Origin of the sequence: Mesorhizobium australicum (assembly GCF_900177325.1) — a bacterium.
In the GTDB taxonomy this organism is placed as follows: domain Bacteria; phylum Pseudomonadota; class Alphaproteobacteria; order Rhizobiales; family Rhizobiaceae; genus Mesorhizobium_A; species Mesorhizobium_A australicum_A.
The window spans coordinates 142,717-159,335 of sequence record NZ_FXBL01000004.1; the positions used below are offsets into that span (position 1 = coordinate 142,717).

A 16,619-nucleotide genomic window follows, 5' to 3' on the forward strand; every position below is an offset into this window, starting at 1 on the left:
CTCGTCATGCTTGCAGTTCCCTATATTCCGGGATTCCCGCCGTTCTGGGTCACCCTCCTCAACTTTATCGGCCTCGCCAGTCTCGTCGCGATCGGCCTGGTCGTGCTGACGGGCGTCGGCGGCATGACGTCTTTCGGCCAGGCGGCGTTCGTCGGCTTCGGTGCGTACACCACGGCCATCCTGACGACCACCTACGGCTTGTCACCATGGGTGAGCCTGCCTGTCGCGCTGCTCTTCACTATGCTTGCGGCCGTAGCCATAGGTCTCGTCACGGTAAGGCTCTCAGGGCACTATCTCCCGCTCGGCACGATCGCCTGGGGAATGGCCTTCTTCTATCTTTTCGGCAACATGCAATCCCTTGGCGGGTTCAACGGGATCTCGGGCATCCCGCCCCTTTCGGTGGCAGGAGTTCCGCTCTACAGCGCCCACCAGATATATCCCGTGGTTTTCGTGGCCGTCCTGCTCGCTCTGGTCCTTACGCGGAACCTGCTCGACTCCCGAACGGGTCGCGCGATGCGGGCGCTGCGGAAAGGAACCACGGCGGCCGAGGCATTCGGCATCAACGTGGCGCGCACCAAACTCGCCGTCTTCGTCTACGCGGCCGTCCTTGCCGGTCTGTCGGGCTGGCTGTTCGCTCACATCCAGCGTGGCGTGACGCCCACGGCGTTCGGGCTGAATGCCGGCATCGAATACCTGCTCATGGCCGTTGTCGGTGGGGCCGGGCACCTGTACGGCGCATTGCTCGGTGCGGGTGTCGTCGTTATCCTGAAGGATCAGTTGCAGAACATTCTGCCGCGTCTTTTCGGCGCCGGCGGGAACTTCGAGATGATCGTCTTCGGAGCGCTTTTGGTCCTGGGGCTGCAATTCGCCCGCGACGGATTGTGGCCCTATATCGCGCGATTTGTCCCCTCGGTGCGCAGGCAGGTAGCTTCCACAACTGCAGCTCTTCCGGCCACCGACCGCGCACCGGCCGCGGAGGTACTCCTCGATGTCGATGGTGCGACGAAGACCTTCGGCGGCCTCGTTGCCGTGAACAACATTACCTTCGAGGTCCGGTCGGGGGAAATACTCGGCCTGCTTGGTCCTAACGGCGCCGGCAAGAGCACGACGTTCAACCTCGTCACCGGCGTCGCCCAGCCTACCCGCGGGGAAATCCGCTTAGAAGGCAAGCGGATCGACAGGTTGCCGCCGCGCCTGATCTCGTCGCTCGGGGTCGCTCGCACTTTCCAGCACGTGAAGCTCGTCCCGGACATGACGGTTCTTGAGAACGTGGCGATCGGCGCCCATCTGCGAACCGGAGCCGGCTTCGTCGCCGGATTGCTCCGTGCCAACAGGACAGAGGAGCAAGCGATCTTCCAGGAAGCGGCCAGGAACCTCGATCGCATCGGTCTCGGCGACGAGATGCACCAACTCGCCGGCAACCTGTCGCTAGGCTCGTCGAGGCTGGTGGAGATTGCGCGCGCGCTCTGCCTTTCGCCGAAACTGCTGCTTCTCGACGAGCCTGCCGCCGGACTGCGCCGCTTCGAGAAGGAGAAGCTTGCCCGGCTTCTGCAAGGCCTGCGCGCGGAAGGCATGAGCATTCTTCTGGTGGAGCACGACATGGAGTTCGTGATGGGGCTCACCGACAGGATCGTCGTGCTCGATTTCGGCACCAAACTCGCAGAAGGAGCCCCGGTCGAGATCCAGAACAATCCGGCCGTGCAGGAAGCCTATCTCGGAGGTGTCCTGTGACTCAGTTTTCCGCAACCGACATTCAGGCGTCTTACGGAAAGATGCAGGCCGTGGCAGGGGTCGCGATCGAGGTGCCGCAAGGTTCCGTCGTCACGCTTATCGGAGCCAACGGTGCCGGCAAGACGACGCTTCTGTCGGCATTGATGGGATTGATGCGTTCGACTGGATCGGTCCGCTTCGAGGGACACGATCTTTCCGCGGTATCGGTCGAGGAGCGCGTCAAGGCGGGCATCTCGCTCGTCTCCGAGCAACGTGATCTGTTTGGCTCGATGTCGGTTGAGGACAATCTGCTCCTCGGTAGCTACCGACGAGGTCGGGAGTCGTCGGCAGACATGTTGAGGGAAGTCTTCCGGCGATTTCCGCGCCTGGACGAGAGGCGGCGCCAGCAGGCATCGACGCTTTCGGGAGGCGAGCGCCAGATGCTCGCCATGGGTCGCGCGCTTATGGCCAGGCCGAAGCTGCTAATGCTGGACGAGCCCAGCCTCGGCCTGGCGCCGCTGATCGTGCGTGAAGTGTTCCGGATCATTACAGAACTCCGAGAAGACGGGATCTCGATTCTGCTTGTAGAACAGAACGCGCGAGCCGCACTTGAGGTGGCGGACTATGGATACGTTATGGAACTAGGCAAGCTTTCCATGGAAGGAAAGGCCTCCGCATTGCTTCAGGATACGCAGCTGGTGAAAGCCTATCTCGGACAGGAACCCAAACAGCTACGCTAATTGAGGCAGCATAAAGATTCCTTTTCAATACATAATGTTGGTCTTGGAGGACCGTTGCCAGGAGACAATGTGACCGAGTTGCTAGCTGGGATGGAGGTAGTCGTGCTTGCGGGCAGGCAGGAAGAGCTCGTCGCGGCCGTGCTGAAGGCCAATCCGCGCACGGTGGTAGTGCTTCAGACCGGCGGTCCGGTCGAGATGCCGTGGCTCGCCGACGCCCCGGCGGTGCTTCGCCATGGATCAGTCTCGGTAGGGTTCGAATACCAAGTCGCGGGTCACGATCACCCGAACGGGAAAACCAGGGCGGATCGTCAGCGTCGGCGCGACCTGCAGCTGTCGCTGGATGATTTGCTGGCCGGCCTGATTGATGGTGTCCTGCGTTCCGTCGCGGATAGCGCGGATCAGGCGGTCCTCGTCGCTGGTCGCGAGTTCGGTGCCGACCGCGAGCAACGTCGAGAGGCCGGCAGCCTTGGCGAGATCCCACCAATGGTAATCGACCCCGTCCTCTAGGCCGGCAGAGCCCTGCGTGTCTGCGCCCGGCTGGCGCTCCAGCACGATGAAGCGGCCGTTGGGCAGAATGAGCCGGTTCCAGACAAGCAGCACGCGGCGTTGGCCGAACTGAACGCTGCTGTCGTACTGGCCGATGATGCGGGTGCCCTGCGGTACGAGCAGGAACCGGCCGCTTGGGCTGTCATAGATATTCTCCGTCACCTGCGCCGTGATCTGACCGGGCAGATCGGAACGGATGCCGGTAATCAGCGCGGCCGGAATCACGGCACCGGCCTGAAGCACATAGGGCGAGGCCGGCGGCATGACGCGATCCGAAGACGTCGTTCGGCGATCGACAGGGGCATCGAGGAACGCGAGTTGCCGGTCCTGCGCGGTTTGCTGGACGGGCTGGCCATTCAGGCCGGCCAGATCGATACCAGACATGTACGCTGTATTCGCGCCTCCAGGTGAGGCCGCCGTCCCTGATCCGGTCTGGAAGAAGACGCGACTGGTTCGCGCGGCTTCCTCCTCTGCCCGCCGGCGTTGTTCCGATTCATCCGCTGTGGGAGTCGTGATGGTCGGCGGGGCGACGGGCTGGCCCCGGTTTTGAGCGTCGAGGATGGGACGGCCGAGGTCGCCGGGCAGCGCCGGACCGAGAACCGGGCCGGTATAGTCGCGCGGCAGGCCCGCAAGACCATCGGCGGTAGGCCGGTTCTCCGTCGAGTAGAGTTCCTCGCCGCCGGTGCCGGCGTCGCGCGTCTGGAGCGCAAAGATCAATGCGCCGCCAATGCCGACCAAGGCGACGGCAGCCACGCCGGCGAGCACCTTGCGCGACAGGCGGGTGACGCGCGGCGGCTCCGCGCGAAGCCGCATCGGGGGGGCAGTGTTGGTTTCGCTCTCGCTCATGTCTGCTGCCCTCCGCTATGGCTCTGGGCGTTCGTCGCTTGCGAAGCTCCACCGGAGCTTCGCATCCACGAGAGTGGGCCGCTCCTCACCCTCCCGTCCGTGCGGACAATTCTGACGGTCTGCTGGCGATCGCCGCTGCCGAGGCGCAGTTCGGCCGCGCCGAACAGGCGGTCCACGATCAGGATGTGCTGGTGAACGCGGCTGTTGACGATCTGGACTTCGCCGCTCGCGCCGAGGACGAAGATCGGCGGCATCTCGCCCTGAACGATTCCGCGCGGGAACTCGACATAGACCCTGCGACCATCGTCATAGACGGCGGCCGGCTTCCACGGCGGATTGTCACCTGTGAGGCCGTAGCGGAAGTTGCGGGCCGCCACGGCCGGAACGACCGGCGTGGTGGGGACGTTCTGGCGCTGGCTGGCCGGTGGCTGCGGATACGCCCAGGCTACGGCTGGCATATAGGGGTTCTCGCCGGAACGCAGCTCGATCATGTAGACGCGCCTGTCGGTCGTCACGACGAGATTGGTCGTGATGTCCGGCCGGGTCGGTTTCACGAGAATATGGACGCGGCGGGTCGCGCCGCTGCCGCTTTCGGTGTCGCCGATGATCCAGCGGGCAGTGTCGCCGGCCGCGATCGGTCCCGTGCCGGTCAGGCTCTCGCCTGGTTCGAGCGCGATGTTGGTGATCTGGCCGGGTGCGGCATAAACTTGATAGAGCGCACCTTCCGACCAGGGATAAATCTGGATCGAGTTGTAGTAGCCTTCGCGGCGTGGCTGTACGCGAGCGGCGGCGTTGGCGTTCTCGACACGCGCGGTCGGCGTGCCGGCGGCGTTGCCACCGCGGGCGACCGTCCAGGCCGGGGGCGTGTGCAGCGGCCGCGGCCGATCGTCAGTGACGGAAGCGGGTACGGCCGGCAACGGCGGCACATTGGCGTCGTAGCTGATTTCCGGCGGCTTATAGGTGGCGCAACCCGCCAGCATCGTGGCAGAAAGCAGCAAAGCCGCGATTGCGGGTTTACGGAAAAACGGAATGGCGGGTTTGCTGATCATCGGCCGGCTCATTGGCTCATCTCCCGCGACCAGTTGATGGCGTTGACGTAGATGCCGAGCGGGTTCGCCCGGAGACGTTCGGCGTCGCGGGGCGGCTGGATCACGACGGTCAGGATCGCGGTCCAGCGTTCGGTGGCGGAGAGCTGGCCGTTCTCGAAATGGCGCTCCGTCCACGCAATGCGGAAGCTGTCCGGCGACGCCCGGATGACGCTGGAGACCTCGACGGCAACCTGCTGGCGGCCGACCCTGGTAAAGGGATCGTTGGCGCGGGCATAATCGTTGAGCGCCGCCGCGCCACGATCCGTCGTCCACTCGTAGGCGCGAAGCCAGTTCTGTCGCACAATGATCGGATCGGCCGGGATCGAGCGGACCTGTTCGATGAAGCGGCCGAGATGCCATGCCACCTGCGGGTCGGTCGGGCGGTAGTCGGCCGTGGCCGGAGCGACGGTTTGCGCCTGGCCGAGATTGTCGACCTGCACCACCCAGGGGACGACGGTCCCGCGTGCCGACTGCCAGACAAGCGCGGCGGCGAAGCCGGCCGAAAGGACCAGGCTGCCGAAGGCCATTAGCCGCCAGTTCCTCGCCTGGACCCGGGCCGAGCCGATGCGCTCGTCCCAGACCTGTGCGGCCTTCTGATAAGGGGTCTCAGGTTCCGGCGTCTTGCCATAGTGCGTTGCCGGTCGTTTGAAGATGCTCATGTGCGGTCACTTTCGGAAAGGTTGACGGAAGAGCCGGAGCCGTGGCTGTCGCTGGCGCGGATCGCATGCGCGGCCGTGCTGACGCCGTGGCTCATCGCCTGGCTGCGTTTCATGCGCTTCGCCCAGTCGGGCGGGCCTTCGCGCGAGGGCGCCGGTCCAGCCGTCGAGGCAGTGCTGCCGGAGGTGTCGCCGGCGGGATCATTTGCGACCGTCCCCATGGTCGAGGAGCCGCCGGTTGCCCCGAAGCCACCCTTCACGCCACCCGAGAAGCTGGATTTGACGCTCTCTGTGGCCCTTGCCGCGGCCCGACGAAGCGGCGAACCGGCTGCCGATCCGGCGGCGCGGGCAACGCCGCCAAGACCTGAGGCAACGCCGGAAGCGCCGGTCTGCCCCATGGAGCCGAGGCTGTAGGCGGTGGAAGCAGCGCCAGCAGCGGCGGCGCCACCCCGCACGGCGGCGGCGCCACCAGACAGGGCGGCAGTTCCTCCCTTCACGGCCAGACCGACCGCTCCACCCGCAGCAAGGGCCGCACCGCCGACCGCGAGGCCCGTACCAACCGCGGCGCCTGCGCTGAGTTGTGGCCCACCCGAAACAAGACCGCTCGCGATACCAGGTCCGAATATGCCAAGGCCGAGAAGCGAGAGAGCGGCCAGGACGACAGCCATGGCGTCGTCGATGGTTGGGGTCTGACCGCCGAAACCGGCGGTGAACTGGCTGAAGAGCGTGGAACCGATGCCGATGATGACGGCCAGCACCAGCACCTTGATGCCGCTCGAGATCACATTGCCAAGCACACGTTCGGCCATGAAGGCGGTCTTCCCGAACAGACCGAACGGGATCAGCACGAAGCCGGCGAGCGTCGACAGCTTGAACTCGATCAGCGTCACGAAGAGCTGTACGGCCAGAATGAAGAAGGCGAGGATGACAAGCGCCCAGGCGAACAGCAGGCATGCGATCTGGATGAAGTTCTCGAAGAACGCGACCCAGCCCATGAGATCGGAGATAGATTCGAGGAGCGGCCGGGCGGCGTCGAGGCCGGTCTGGGCGACCTTGCCGGGGCGCATCAGATCCTGCGCGGAGAAACCTGTGCCAGAGGCCTTCAAGCCTAGGCCGGAAAAGCTCTCGAAGACGATCTTCGCGAGGTTGTTCCAGTTGGAAATCAGGTAGGCGAAGACGCCGACGAACAGCGTCTTCTTGACGAGGCGCGCGATGATGTCGTCATCGGCGCCCCAGCTCCAGAACAGGGCGGCAAGCGTCACGTCGATGACAATCAGGGTTGTGGCGATGAAGGCCACTTCGCCCCCGAGCAGGCCAAAGCCCGAGTCGATGTAGCGGGTGAAGACCCCGAGAAAATTATCAATGACGCTGCTGCCGCCCATGGATCACTGTCCTTCAGTGGGACGCGGAGCGACGGGTGCGGGCGAGCGACCGAGGAAGCGATCACGGGTTTCGGCCCAGACGCGCAGGCATTCGGCATCCCCGGCCGCCTGCTGCCCGAGCTGCTGGCAACGGCGCTGGCTCTCGCGCAGCAGATCGCGTTCAGGCTCGACGAGGCGCGCCGGCGACGACGACGGCACCTCGTCTTTGCGGGTCATCTCAATGACCGCAGCCGTGACGGCCGCGGCCACGAACACGACAGCGCCCAGCCGGGCCAGCATCTTGCCGTCCATAGCGGTGCCCTCAGTTTCCGTTGAACATCTGTGCATTGCCGGGCTGGTAGCCGGCGCCTGGCGTCAGGAAGCGCTCCCGCTGGACACGCCCCTGCTCGGCAGCCGCCGTGCGTTCGGCCTCGGTGAGCGCGCCCGCACGGCCGTTGGCGGCAAGCAACGCGACCAGGTCGGAGAGCTGCTGCGACTGGAGCGCCAGAAGCTGGTTGCCGGCCTGCGTCGCCTGAAGCGCGCCGGTCGCGCTCTGGCTCCGGCCAACGAGTTCCGACATCTGAGTGCGATTGGTGTCGATGTTGCCGACGACGCCTGCCTGCACGCGCATGGCATCCTGCAAGCCTCCCACCGTGTTCTGCCAGCGGGTACGGGCATCGGCGACGAGCTGCTGGTCCGTCGCCGACATCGACACATTGCCGTATTGCTGCTGGAATGCCTGGTCGATGCGCTGCACGTCGAAGGCGATGTTCTGCGCCTGGCTCAAGAGTTGCTGCGTGCGCTGGACGTTCTGCTGAAGTTGATGGAGCGAGGAGAACGGCAGGCTCGCCAGATTGCGGGCCTGGTTCATCAGCATGGTTGCCTCGTTCTGAAGCGAGGTGATCTGGTGGTTGATCTGCTCCAGCGTGCGGGCGGCGGTCAGCACATTCTGCGCGTAGTTGCTGGGATCGAAGACGATCCGCCACGCATGAGCCGGCGAGGTCAGGACCGGCGAAAGTGCGAGTGGCGCAGCAACGAAGGTGGCGGCCAGGAGAACGGCGCGCGAGCGGAAATGGTGGGTGGTCATGGCTGTGGGTCCTTTTCGGGCTTGGGAATGGGTGTCGGGAAGTTGGGAATGAGATCGACCGCCCAGCCGACGTTGCGGGCTTTGAGCCAGGCGGCGAGGAATCCGTCGGGGCCGTGCTCGGCGACGAGGCTGGCGATCAGCGATTGGTCGGTCTTGGACGATGCGGCGCAGAGCGCGAGCCCGACTTCCGACAGGCCGAGCTCGAACAGGCGGTTGCCGCGCCGGGACTGGCAATAGTAGTCGCGCTTGGGCGTCGCCCGGGCGAGGATTTCGATCTGGCGGTCATTGAGGCCGAAGCGCCGATAGATCGCCGTGATCTGTGGCTCGATGGCGCGTTCGTTCGGCAGCAGTAACCGCGTCGGGCAGCTCTCGATGATGGCCGGCGCGATGTCGGAATTGTCGATGTCGCTGAGCGACTGCGTGGCGAAGACGACGGAAGCGTTCTTCTTGCGCAGCGTCTTCAGCCATTCACGGAGCTGGCCGGCAAAGCCCTCATCGTCCAGCGCCAGCCAGCCTTCGTCGATGATGAGCAGCGTCGGCCGCCCGTCGAGCCGGTCGCCGATGCGGTGGAAGAGGTAGGCGAGCACGGCGGGCGCGGCCCCGGTCCCGACAAGGCCCTCGATCTCGAAGGCCTGCACGTCGGCCGAGCCCAGATGTTCGGTCTCCGCATCGAGCAGGCGGCCATAGGGACCGCCGACGCAGTAAGGCCGGAGCGCCTGCTTCAGATCGTTCGACTGAAGCAGGACGCTCAAGCCCGTGATGGTGCGTTCCTCGACGGGTGCGGAAGCGAGCGATGTCAGCGCCGTCCAGATATGCTCCTTCGCCTCGGGCGTAATGGTGATGCCCTCGCGCATGAGGATCGCCACGACCCAGTCGGCGGCCCAGGCGCGTTCGTAGGTGTCGTGGATGCGAGCAAGCGGCTGGAGCGAGACGGAAGAGTCCGAACCTTCGGTCAGCCCGCCACCGAGATCGTGCCAGTCTCCACCCATCGCGAGCGCGGCCGCGCGGATGGAGCCGCCGAAGTCGAAGACGAAAACTTGGGCACCTTCGTAGCGGCGGAACTGCAAGGCCATCAGCGCGAGCAGTACGGACTTGCCGGCACCGGTGGGGCCGACGACAAGGGTGTGGCCAACGTCGCCGACATGCAAAGAAAACCGGAACGGGGTCGAGCCTTCGGTCCTGCCGTAAAGCAGTGGGGGTGCGCCGAAGTGCTCGTCCCGTTCCGGCCCCGCCCACACCGCCGAGAGCGGGATCATGTGGGCGAGATTCAATGTGCTGATGGGTGGCTGGCGGACATTGGCGTAGGTGTGGCCTGGCAGGCTTCCGAGCCATGCGTCCACCGCGTTGACCGTCTCGATCATGGCCGTGAAGTCGCGGCCTTGCATGATCTTCTCGACCAGTCGCAGCTTCTCGTCGGCAAGGCGCGGATCGGCATCCCAGACCGAGACGGTGGCCGTGACATAGGCCATGCCCGCCATGTCGGCTCCGAGTTCCTGCAGGGCCATGTCGGCGTCGGCGGCCTTGTTCGCCGCGTCGGTATCCACGAGCACGGATTGCTCGTTGGTCATCACCTCTTTCAGGATCGCGGCGATGCTCTTGCGCTTGGCGAACCATTGCCGGCGAATTCTGGTGAGCAACCGGATGGCGTCGGTCTTGTCGAGCAGGATCGCGCGGGTAGACCAGCGATACGGGAATGCCAGCCGGTTCATCTCGTCGAGCAGGCCGGGCGTCGTCGCGGTCGGGAAACCGACGATGGTGAGGACGCGCAGATGTCGATCGCCCAGGCGCGGCTCCAGCCCGCCGGTTAGCGGCTGGTCGGCCAGCAGCGCGTCGAGGTGCATCGGCACCTCGGGCATACGAACGCGATGCCGGTTTGTGGAAATCGTCGAATGGAGGTAGGTCAGCGTCTCGCCGTCATCGAGCCAGCGGCATTCGGGCATGAAGCCATCGAGCAGCGCCAGCACGCGGTCGGTGCGGTCAATGAAGCCGCGCAGGACTTCCCCCGGGTCCACACCCGTCTTCTCGCGGCCTTCATAGAGCCAGGTTTCAGCACGGGCGGCCTCCTCGGCCGGCGGGAGGAAAAGGAAGGTCAGGAAGTAGCCCGAGACAAAATGCGTGCTTTCCTCCTCGAAGTCCGCCTTGCGCTCGGCATCGACCAGCGCCGATGCCGCGTCGGGAAAGGTGCTCTCGGGATAGGTGGCGGCTTCGGACCGCTGCGCCTCGACGAAGATGCTCCAGCCCGATCCGAGGCGGCGGAAAGCATTGTTGATGCGGCCCGCGACCGCGACCAGTTCGGCCGCGACGGCGGAATCCAGATCGGGACCGCGAAACTTCGCGGTGCGCTGGAACGAGCCGTCCTTGTTGAGCACCACGCCCTGGCCGACCAGCGCGGCCCAAGGCAGATAGTCGGCAAGCCGGCTGGAGGTGCGGCGATATTCGGCCAGATTCATCATTGCGAAGCCTCCCTCACACCGCCAGATGACCGGGGATGCGCAGGTGCCTCCGCCCGACTTCGACGAAGAGCGGATCGCGCTTCGCCGCCCAGACGGCTGCGAAATGGCCGATGGCCCAGATCGCAACGCCGACCAGCCAGAGACGCAGGCCGAGGCCCACGGCCCCGGCCAGCGTGCCGTTCATGATGGCAATGGAGCGCGGTGCGCCGCCGAGCAGGATGTGCTCGGTCAGTGCGCGATGAACCGGGACGGTGAATCCCGGGACCGCGTCGAGTTGTTCGAAAGCGGCCGCCATCAGACGAGCGCCCCGCCGCCGAACGAAAAGAAGGAGAGGAAGAAGCTCGACGCTGCGAAGGCGATCGACAGGCCGAACACGATCTGGATCAGGCGGCGAAAGCCTCCGCTTGTGTCACCGAAGGCGAGCGCCAAACCCGTCGCTATGATGATGATGACGGCAACAATTTTCGCGACCGGCCCCTCGATGGATTCAAGGATGGATTGCAACGGCGCTTCCCACGGCATCGACGAGCCGGATGCATGCGCGGCCGGGGCGAGCATGACGCTGAGGGAAACGGTAGTGACTGCGGTCGCCATGGTGCGGCAACCGCGCGAGAGCGCGCGGATCATTCGGATTCTCCTGTGTTCGGGGTGGCTGGGGTGATGCGGTAGTCGCCGTCCGGGCCGAGGCCATCAACACGGGCGAGTTCGGCGAGCCGGCGCGCGGAGCCCCGCCCGGAAAGCACGGCAACGAGGTCGATGGTCTCGGCGATCAGCGCGCGCGGGACTGTGACGACGGCTTCCTGGATAAGCTGCTCGAGCCGCCGGAGCGCGCCGATGCCGGAGCCGGCATGGATGGTGCCGATGCCGCCCGGATGGCCGGTGCCCCAGGCTTTGAGCAGGTCGAGGGCTTCGGCGCCGCGCACCTCGCCGATGGGGATGCGATCGGGGCGCAGGCGCAGCGAAGACCGGACGAGATCGGAAAGCGTGGCGACGCCATCCTTCGTCCGCATCGCGACGAGGTTAGGCGCAGCGCATTGCAGTTCGCGCGTGTCCTCGATGATGACGACGCGATCGGCACCCTTCGCCACCTCGGCCAGCAGCGCGTTGGTCAGCGTGGTCTTGCCGGTCGAGGTGCCGCCTGCGACGAGGATGTTGGCGCGGGATTGAACGGCCGCGCGCAGGCTCAAAGCCTGATCGGCGGTCATGATGCCGGCAGCCACGTAGTCATCTAGCGTGAACACCGCAACGGCCGGCTTACGGATGGCAAAGGCGGGCGCGGCGACGACGGGCGGCAACAGCCCCTCGAAGCGTTCGCCGGTTTCGGGAAGCTCGGCCGAGACACGTGGGGATCGCGCATGGACCTCTGCGCCGACATGGTGCGCGACGAGGCGGACGATGCGCTCGCCATCGGCTGCCGCCATCATCTCGCCCGTATCGGCCAGCCCCTCCGACAGCCGATCGATCCAGATACGGCCGTCCGGGTTCAGCATGACCTCGACCACAGCGGGATCTTCCAGAAACCGCGCGATTGCCGGGCCGAGCGCGGTGCGCAGCATGCGCGCGCCGCGCTGGATCGCTTCCTGTCTCTGGTGAGAGGCTGCCATTTCGTCCCCGTTTCTCGCGGGGACGCAACAGGATCCCCGGTCGGGGATGATTAAAAGAGCCCGAAATCAGGCCGGTTCAACAAGTTTCCGGCGTCGTAGTAGTGTGGCGTGCAAATACAGGAGAACGGCGGTGGCGCGCCGATCTTGATCGGAAGTCACGCGATCCCATGTCAGGCTGCGGCCGTCACGCCTGCGATTCGCCCACGTCCTCGGAAATCTCCTGCCTGAGCTTTGGACCATGGGCAAGGCGTCGGCCAAGTGCTGCCACGAACCGCTCGTAACGTTTGCCCGCCTCGGCGCGCGCAGCCTGGGCGGCAGGTTCAGGCAGGGCCGGCGTCGTGCTCAGCCAGAACCGGATGAACACCGCCAGGCTCTCGACCGCGATGCCGACGTCGCGCTCCATCCGGGTCATGCGGCGGTCGAGCTGGTCGAGGCGCTTCGTAATCAGCGCCTCCCTACGCTCGGCGTCATCCGGCGACAGGAAGGAGGCGATGGCGGCCTCCGCGATCATGGATTGCGATTGCTCCCGACGCGCGGCGTAGTCGGCCAGACTCCTCATGACATCCGGGTCGAGATAAACGGAAACCTTCCGCTTCTTCATACGAGCCGTCATGACGCCTACAACTCCATGCCGTCATTGGGGTCGAGCGAAACCTGGCGAGCGACACCCTGTACCAGCCGGGTCAGGCGCTGGTTGCGTGTCGCGTCCTCGTCGATGTCGTCGGGCGGCTCGATCTCGAACTCGTTGTCAATCGGCTTCTTTTTCTCGACGGGTTTCACACGGCTGAGTTCGGGCTGCTGCCGGCGTTCGGATTCGGTCGGATCTTCATCTTGCCTTCCGGGCGTCGTGGGCGCTCCGTCCGCTTCCGGCCGCGCCGGGATCGGCAGGCTGCTCCAGTCGTCAGGATGGGCAACCGCGGACCGGATAAGCTCCGGGGGAGGCAGAATGCGCTCCGTGAAGCGGGCATCGTCATAATAGCGTGCCTTTTTCGCGCGGATCGGCGGCGTGCCGGCGACCATGACAATCTCTTCGGTTGGCGGAAGCTGCATGATCTCGCCCGGCGTCAGCAACTGGCGGGCGGTCTCGGAGCGCGACACCATCAGATGGCCAAGCCAGGGAGAGAGTCGATGACCGGCATAGTTCTTCATCGCCCGCATTTCCGTCGCGGTGCCGAGTGCGTCACTGACCCTTTTCGCGGTCCGCTCATCGTTGGTGGCGAAGCTCACACGCACATGGCAGTTGTCGAGGATCGAGTTGTTCGGACCATAGGCTTTCTCGATCTGGTTCAGCGACTGCGCGATGAGGAAGGATTTGAGCCCGTAGCCAGCCATGAAGGCGAGCGCGCTCTCGAAGAAGTCGAGCCTGCCGAGTGCCGGAAACTCGTCCAGCATGAGCAGAAGCCGGTGCCTGCCAGCCTTCGCCTGCAGATCCTCTGTCAGGCGGCGTCCGATCTGATTGAGGATCAGGCGGATCAGCGGTTTTGTCCGATTGATGTCGGAGGGCGGAACCACGAGGTAGAGCGTCGTCGGCCGCTCGCCGCCCACGATGTCGGTGATGCGCCAGTCGCAGCGTCGCGTGACCTCGGCGACGACCGGATCGCGGTAGAGGCCCAGGAACGACATCGCGGTGGAGAGCACGCCCGAACGCTCGTTGTCGGACTTGTTGAGCAGCTCGCGCGCGGCGCTTGCGATCACCGGGTGCGGCCCGCTCGACCCAAGATGCGCGGTCTTCATCATGGCGGCCAACGTCGACTCGATCGGCCGCTTCGGATCGGAAAGGAACGCGGCGGCGCCGGCGAGCGTCTTGTCCTTCTCGGCATAGAGGACATGCAGGATCGCGCCGACCAGCAGGGCATGGCTGGTCTTCTCCCAGTGGTTCCGCTTTTCCAGCGAACCCTCCGGATCGACCAGGATGTCGGCGATGTTCTGGACGTCCCGGACTTCCCATTCGCCGCGGCGGACCTCGAGCAGCGGATTGTAGGCCGATGACTTCGGGTTCGTCGGATCGAACAGCAGAACGCGCCCGTGGTGCGAACGGAAGCCGGCGGTGAGCTGCCAGTTCTCGCCCTTGATGTCGTGAACAATGGCGGATCCCGGCCAAGTCAGGAGCGACGGCACGACAAGGCCGACGCCCTTGCCCGACCGCGTGGGCGCGAAACACAGCACATGTTCCGGCCCGTCATGGCGAAGATATTCTTGAGCGTAGCGGCCGAGCACCACGCCATCGGGATCGAGCAAGCCGGCAGCCTTGACCTCTTCCTTTTCCGCCCACCGCGCCGAGCCATAGGTGGCGACGTTCTTCGCCTCCCGCGCGCGCCAGACCGACATGCCGATACCCACGGCGATGGCGATAAATCCGCCGGATGCGGCAATGATCCCGCCCGTGGCGAAGATCCTCGGCGCGTAGGCGTCGTAGAAGTACCACCACCACATGATGGCCGGCGGATAGTAGACCGGCATTCCGAACAGCCGGAACCACGGCTCACCGAGCTGCGCCTGAAACCCGAGGCTCCACGCGACATATTGCGTTGCGCCCCAGGTGGTGATGAGGATGATGAGGAAGACCACGATGATCTGCCCCCAGAGGATTTTCGTCCCGGACATTGCGGCGGCCCTTTCTGGTTGAGTTTAGAGCCCAAGTCTGCGTTTGCGGCCGAAGCTCCAGTCGATGCCGCCGTCGTCGCGGGCGACGCCGGAGACGTGGCGACCGAGCTGCTTTTCGAGCGAGGGCGACCAGGGCACCAGTTGGAAGCCGAGGCCGTCATCGATCATCGCAAAGCGGCCGGAGGCGAGCGTGAAGCGCTGGCGATAGGAACCGGCGACATATTCGCCGCTGCCAGCGCGGTTGAACGGCATCCCGGTCTCGGCGGCGAGCTTCTCGCCGAGGGCGTCCAGTTCCCGGCGACGAAGCGTGTCGATCAGCCGGCGCGCGAAGACGGTGCGCCCGCCCTGACGCTCGGCGAAACCTTCGCCGACCAGATGATCCGCCCGTTGTTCGAGGGCCTGGCGCACCTCGGCACCGAAGCCGCCTTCCGAGAGCGCCACGGGATCGCGGGCGATGGCTTGCCGGTCGAGCCAGGTGGCGCCCGTCGCGGTGACCTGCTGCTGAAGATCGAGATCGGAGCGAACGGCGAGCGCAACGCGGCGCTCGCCGCGCGCGTCCTCATAGGTGCGAAGCTCGACGATCGAGCCCGGCGCACTGTCGCCGGCGGCGTCGAGATGCGGAAATTTTATATGGTGGGTGCGACCGTCCACGCCGTCGATCACGGCATAGGCCGTACCCTTCAGTTCGTCATCGAGACCGCGTTCCACCAGACGCCCGATTACAGGAACGTCGAGGCTCTCCGCCGCGAGCACATAGCTGGCCGAACCGCGCTCAATGCCGCGTTCGCTCAAGGCGCGGTGCATGCGCTTGATGATGTCGCCGCGCTCGCCGAGTTCCCTGAGGACGGTTTCGGCCTCGTCCTTGATGAACCACTGCGCCGGGCCGACCTGGCCGGCCAGCCCAAGGACTTCCAGGGTGCGCAGCCGCCCGACCTTCAGCGCATGGAATTCGTCTGGCTGGCGGTCGGGATGCGGGGCGAGATCGATAATTCCGGTCTTGCCGCCATCGCGTACAAGCTGCCGGTCGAGTTGCGTCCAGCGTTCCGCCTCGACCTGACGCTCCAGATTGCGGCGAATATCGAGTTCGGTGCGCGGCCCCAGCTCCATCGTGGCGAGATCCTGCGCGCGCGCCCGCATGCCCTCCTTGATGTAGTCCCGCGAGATCACGAGATCCTGGCCGTCGTCGGTGCGGCCGCGCAGGATGATGTGGACGTGGGGATTGTCGGTGTTCCAGTGATCGACGCCGACCCAGTCGAGTTTCGTGCCGAGGTCCTTTTCTGCTTGAGCCATCAGATCGCGGGCAAAGGATTTGAGATCGGCCATGTCCACCGCATCCTCCGGGGACACGATGAAGCGGAAATGATGCCTGTCGTCCTCGCAACGCTCGGCGAAGGCACGACCGTCCATGTCTTCGCTCTCCGGCCCGAACAGCCGCGACTTCTCCCCGTCACGGGTCACGCCGTCGCGGCGCAGATAGTTCAGATGTGCGCCAAGCGGAGCGGAGCGCGTGCTGTGACGCACGACGCGGGTCTTGATGACGACGACACGAGAGCGCCCGGTGAGCAGGCGATTGGCCTGGATGCTGGCGGGCTGGCCGCGCCCGAAGCGCGAGCGATTGCCGGGGGTGATCTTGCCGGAGCGCGAGACGCGACCGCCGGCCTTCTGCGCCGCCGCCAGCGCCTGCGCGATGAAGGGCCGCGCCTGTTGCGCGCGGGTCGAGCGGATGCGCCCAGGGCGGACGCGGAACTCGCGCTCATCGGACATGGCGCGACCTCGCAACGTTCAAAACACCAATAGAATTCAAAGGCATGGGCTTTCGGCGCACGGTGCGCGAAAAACCTGCAACGTGCGGAACGCGCCAAAAACCGAAGCAAAAACAACCGACCGATTGGCGCGCAACGTGCGCCCTTTTATCTCGCCATCC

Annotated in this window: 15 protein-coding genes and 1 pseudogene; 3 read left to right on the plus strand and 13 right to left on the minus strand. The window is 65.4% G+C overall.

Features of this window, described 5'->3' with window-relative positions; genetic code table 11:
• Positions 1 to 6: 6 nt before the first annotated feature.
• The 3 genes and pseudogenes from B9Z03_RS03015 to B9Z03_RS30000 form a co-directional block, all read left to right on the plus strand.
• On the plus strand, positions 7 to 1,731 hold the full coding sequence (locus B9Z03_RS03015; protein ID WP_085467475.1) for a branched-chain amino acid ABC transporter ATP-binding protein/permease: 1,725 nt from the start codon (positions 7 to 9) through the stop codon (positions 1,729 to 1,731).
• A gap of 41 nt (positions 1,732 to 1,772) precedes the next feature.
• Complete coding sequence (locus B9Z03_RS03020) at positions 1,773 to 2,450, plus strand: ABC transporter ATP-binding protein (RefSeq protein WP_085467473.1); 678 nt, start codon at positions 1,773 to 1,775, stop codon at positions 2,448 to 2,450.
• Between the two features lie 99 nt (positions 2,451 to 2,549).
• Positions 2,550 to 2,681: pseudogene (locus B9Z03_RS30000) on the plus strand (glycoside hydrolase family 3 C-terminal domain-containing protein); the annotation flags it as partial.
• 6 nt (positions 2,682 to 2,687) lie between these two features.
• Here B9Z03_RS30000 and B9Z03_RS03030 read toward each other — a convergent pair.
• The 13 genes from B9Z03_RS03030 to B9Z03_RS03090 form a co-directional block, all read right to left on the minus strand.
• Positions 2,688 to 3,842: a TraB/TrbI/VirB10 family type IV secretion system protein gene (locus B9Z03_RS03030; protein ID WP_085462823.1), complete on the minus strand. Its 1,155-nt coding sequence runs from the start codon at positions 3,840 to 3,842 to the stop codon at positions 2,688 to 2,690.
• Positions 3,839 to 4,903 carry a P-type conjugative transfer protein TrbG gene (gene trbG / locus B9Z03_RS03035; RefSeq protein ID WP_085462824.1) on the minus strand — a complete coding sequence of 355 codons (1,065 nt, stop codon included), beginning with the start codon at positions 4,901 to 4,903 and terminating at the stop codon, positions 3,839 to 3,841. The genes B9Z03_RS03030 and trbG overlap by 4 nt, the downstream gene beginning before the upstream one ends.
• Positions 4,900 to 5,589: a conjugal transfer protein TrbF gene (trbF, locus tag B9Z03_RS03040; protein ID WP_085462825.1), complete on the minus strand. Its 690-nt coding sequence runs from the start codon at positions 5,587 to 5,589 to the stop codon at positions 4,900 to 4,902. The genes trbG and trbF overlap by 4 nt, the downstream gene beginning before the upstream one ends.
• Positions 5,586 to 6,968: a P-type conjugative transfer protein TrbL gene (gene trbL, locus B9Z03_RS03045; RefSeq protein WP_085462826.1), complete on the minus strand. Its 1,383-nt coding sequence runs from the start codon at positions 6,966 to 6,968 to the stop codon at positions 5,586 to 5,588. The genes trbF and trbL overlap by 4 nt, the downstream gene beginning before the upstream one ends.
• 3 nt (positions 6,969 to 6,971) lie before the next feature.
• Positions 6,972 to 7,259 (minus strand): putative entry exclusion protein TrbK-alt, encoded by a 288-nt coding sequence (gene trbK-alt / locus B9Z03_RS03050; RefSeq protein ID WP_085462827.1) that lies wholly within the window; start codon positions 7,257 to 7,259, stop codon positions 6,972 to 6,974.
• Between the two features lie 10 nt (positions 7,260 to 7,269).
• Positions 7,270 to 8,034, minus strand: a complete 765-nt coding sequence (gene trbJ / locus B9Z03_RS03055) for a P-type conjugative transfer protein TrbJ (protein ID WP_085462828.1) — start codon at positions 8,032 to 8,034, stop codon at positions 7,270 to 7,272.
• Positions 8,031 to 10,487: a conjugal transfer protein TrbE gene (trbE, locus tag B9Z03_RS03060; RefSeq protein ID WP_085462829.1), complete on the minus strand. Its 2,457-nt coding sequence runs from the start codon at positions 10,485 to 10,487 to the stop codon at positions 8,031 to 8,033. Before trbE ends, trbJ begins: the two co-directional genes overlap by 4 nt.
• 13 nt (positions 10,488 to 10,500) lie before the next feature.
• Positions 10,501 to 10,782 (minus strand): VirB3 family type IV secretion system protein, encoded by a 282-nt coding sequence (locus tag B9Z03_RS03065; protein WP_085462830.1) that lies wholly within the window; start codon positions 10,780 to 10,782, stop codon positions 10,501 to 10,503.
• Positions 10,782 to 11,114 carry a TrbC/VirB2 family type IV secretion system protein gene (locus B9Z03_RS03070; RefSeq protein ID WP_085462831.1) on the minus strand — a complete coding sequence of 111 codons (333 nt, stop codon included), beginning with the start codon at positions 11,112 to 11,114 and terminating at the stop codon, positions 10,782 to 10,784. Before B9Z03_RS03070 ends, B9Z03_RS03065 begins: the two co-directional genes overlap by 1 nt.
• Positions 11,111 to 12,091: a P-type conjugative transfer ATPase TrbB gene (gene trbB / locus B9Z03_RS03075; protein WP_085462832.1), complete on the minus strand. Its 981-nt coding sequence runs from the start codon at positions 12,089 to 12,091 to the stop codon at positions 11,111 to 11,113. Before trbB ends, B9Z03_RS03070 begins: the two co-directional genes overlap by 4 nt.
• 184 nt (positions 12,092 to 12,275) lie before the next feature.
• Positions 12,276 to 12,704: a CopG family transcriptional regulator gene (locus tag B9Z03_RS03080; RefSeq protein WP_085462833.1), complete on the minus strand. Its 429-nt coding sequence runs from the start codon at positions 12,702 to 12,704 to the stop codon at positions 12,276 to 12,278.
• Between the two features lie 5 nt (positions 12,705 to 12,709).
• Positions 12,710 to 14,695: a conjugal transfer protein TraG gene (locus tag B9Z03_RS03085; RefSeq protein ID WP_085462834.1), complete on the minus strand. Its 1,986-nt coding sequence runs from the start codon at positions 14,693 to 14,695 to the stop codon at positions 12,710 to 12,712.
• 24 nt (positions 14,696 to 14,719) lie between these two features.
• Entirely contained in the window at positions 14,720 to 16,459 is a 1,740-nt protein-coding gene (locus tag B9Z03_RS03090) for a relaxase/mobilization nuclease domain-containing protein (protein WP_085462835.1), read from the minus strand.
• Positions 16,460 to 16,619: the final 160 nt, after the last annotated feature.